This window comes from Tessaracoccus lapidicaptus, assembly GCF_001693815.1.
GTDB classification, from domain to species: domain Bacteria; phylum Actinomycetota; class Actinomycetes; order Propionibacteriales; family Propionibacteriaceae; genus Arachnia; species Arachnia lapidicapta.
In genome coordinates this window covers 1-2,161 of sequence record NZ_MBQD01000014.1, presented here as the reverse complement: position 1 = coordinate 2,161, position 2,161 = coordinate 1, and the positions used below count along the sequence as shown (strand labels likewise).

Below are 2,161 nucleotides of genomic sequence, written 5' to 3'. Positions count from 1 at the left end.
TGTCAACGCCGGACGAAAACTGACCCCCTGTTGCCGATCGAAAATTGACCCCTCTCATGGTTGTTGTTGGTTCTACTTGGTTGGTTGGCGACGGTGGCCGCGGGTGCGGTAGGAGTCGCCGTCGAGCCCGATGACGTGGGCGTGGTGGACGAGGCGGTCGATGGTCGCGGCGGCGACGACGTCGTCGCCGAGGGTTTCGCCCCAGCGGCTGAAGGGCAGGTTTGAGGTCACGATCACGGTCCCGGTCTCGTAGCGTGAGGCGATGAGCTGGAAGAACAGGGCCGCGGCGGTGGTGTCGAAGGGCAGGTAGCCGACCTCGTCGATGATCAAGGCGCGGTAGCGTTTCAGCCGGCGCAGCTCGCGTTCGAGGGCGCCGGAGGCGTGGGCGGCGGCGAGCCGGTTGATCCAGCCGGTGGCAGAGTCGAACAGCACGGGATGGGCTGCTTCGGCGGCCTTGATGCCCAACGCGATCGCCAGGTGCGTCTTGCCTGTGCCGGGTGGGCCGAGGAGGACCACGTTCTCGCGTTTCGGGATGAACGTGCAGGTGGCCAGGTGCGCGATCAGGTCACGGGACGCGGCGGGGATGTGGTCGAAGACGAAGTCCTCGACGGTCTTGACGGCTGGAAGGTGAGCGGCCGAGATCCGCAGCCGGGTGCCGTTGGCGGTGCGGGAGGCGACCTGGCGGCCGAGGACGGCGGCGAGGTACTCCTCGTGGGACCAGCCCTCGGCGCGGGCCCGGTCACCCAGATCGGTGAACGTCTCAGCGATCACCGGGGTCTTCAGCTCCCGGGCCAGGAACCCGATCTCACCGGTCAGATCTTTGGTGCTCATCAGGCCACCGCCCCGGACGCGCTCGCCGGGTCGATGCCGGTCAGGTCGAACAGGTCGTCGTAGACGCTCAACGGCCGCAGTGCGACGTCTTCGCCCGCGCCGCGGGCATCGACACGGCCAGCGGTCTTCTGGGCCTGGTGCGCAGCACGCAGCGTTCTCGCGGTCGCGACGTGGGCAGGGTCGGTGAGGGTGCGCCGCTGGTCCCAACACCGCGCATGAGAGGCCACGGGTTGGCCGGCGCAGGTGACGGTGACGGTGTCCATGTCACAGCCGACGTCGACGAACCGGCCGATCACGGCGGGGTCGACCGAGTAGTCGTTACCCGCGACCCGCACGTAGTAGTCACGGCCCAGCCGGACCCGGCTACTCGACCCGACCAGCGGCGCCACCGGCGGCAGGCTGCTCATCGCCGCCGCCTCCGACGCCAGCATGTCTGCTGGTCTAGCGCCGGTGCGGCGCAGCAGCCGCTGATTCGCGCGCGGTAACCAGTCGGCGAGTTGGGTGTTGAAGTCGGCCGGGGAGACGAACTCGCGGCCCGGCATGAACGACGTCTGCAGGAACCCGTTGGCCCGCTCCACCACCCCCTTCGCCTCCGGGTCACGGGGATTGGTCTGATAGATCCTGGTCCCCAACGTTCCGGCGAAGCCCCTCGCGGGCACCGTGAGGCGTCGGTGCTGCCCGATCCCTGCCTCGTTGTCCCACACCAGCATCCGCGGGACCGCCCCGAAGCTCCCCGTCAATAGCTGCCACATGCCCGCCAGCAGGTCCCCGGTCTGACGGGTCGGCAGCAACAGGGCGGCGATGAACCCCGACCAGGCGGCCACCATCGTCAACACCGGCGGCGCCGCGAGCACCCCGTCAGCCACCGGCACGACCCTCGGCGGGAACCACAGATCGCACTGCACGATCTCCCCGGCCCGATACTGGGTCCGATCCGCCGGGTCCGCCGGCAGATACAACGGCCGTAACTCAGCCACCCTCGCCCGCAGCACCGACGACGAATGCTCCCAGCTGATCCGCTCCGCGATCACCGTCGCCGGCATCCGCGGCGTCGCCGCCAACAACGCCCGGATCTGCGGCTCGACGGCATCGACCAACGACCCCGGCGACTCCCGCTCATACCTGGGCGGAACGTCCGAGGCCAACGCCGACCTCACCGTGTTCCGTGCCACCCCCAACTGGCGCGCGATCGCCTTGATCGCCAACCCCTCCGACCTATGAAGCCGTCGGATCTCGGCCCAATCCTCCACACTGATCACTCCCTCACTCTGACGGAGAGGGGTCAAAATTCACTCGGCGCCACGGGGTCAGTATCCACTCGGCATCGACA

General features: G+C 68.7%; 2 protein-coding genes. Both read right to left on the bottom strand.

Going from position 1 to position 2,161, the window contains the following annotated elements:
- Positions 1-72: 72 nt before the first annotated feature.
- Positions 73-831 (bottom strand): IS21-like element helper ATPase IstB, encoded by a 759-nt coding sequence (gene istB / locus BCR15_RS05245; protein WP_068751156.1) that lies wholly within the window; start codon positions 829-831, stop codon positions 73-75.
- Complete coding sequence (gene istA / locus BCR15_RS05240; RefSeq protein WP_068751155.1) at positions 831-2,090, bottom strand: IS21 family transposase; 1,260 nt, start codon at positions 2,088-2,090, stop codon at positions 831-833. Before istA ends, istB begins: the two co-directional genes overlap by 1 nt.
- Between the last annotated feature and the right edge of the window lie 71 nt (positions 2,091-2,161).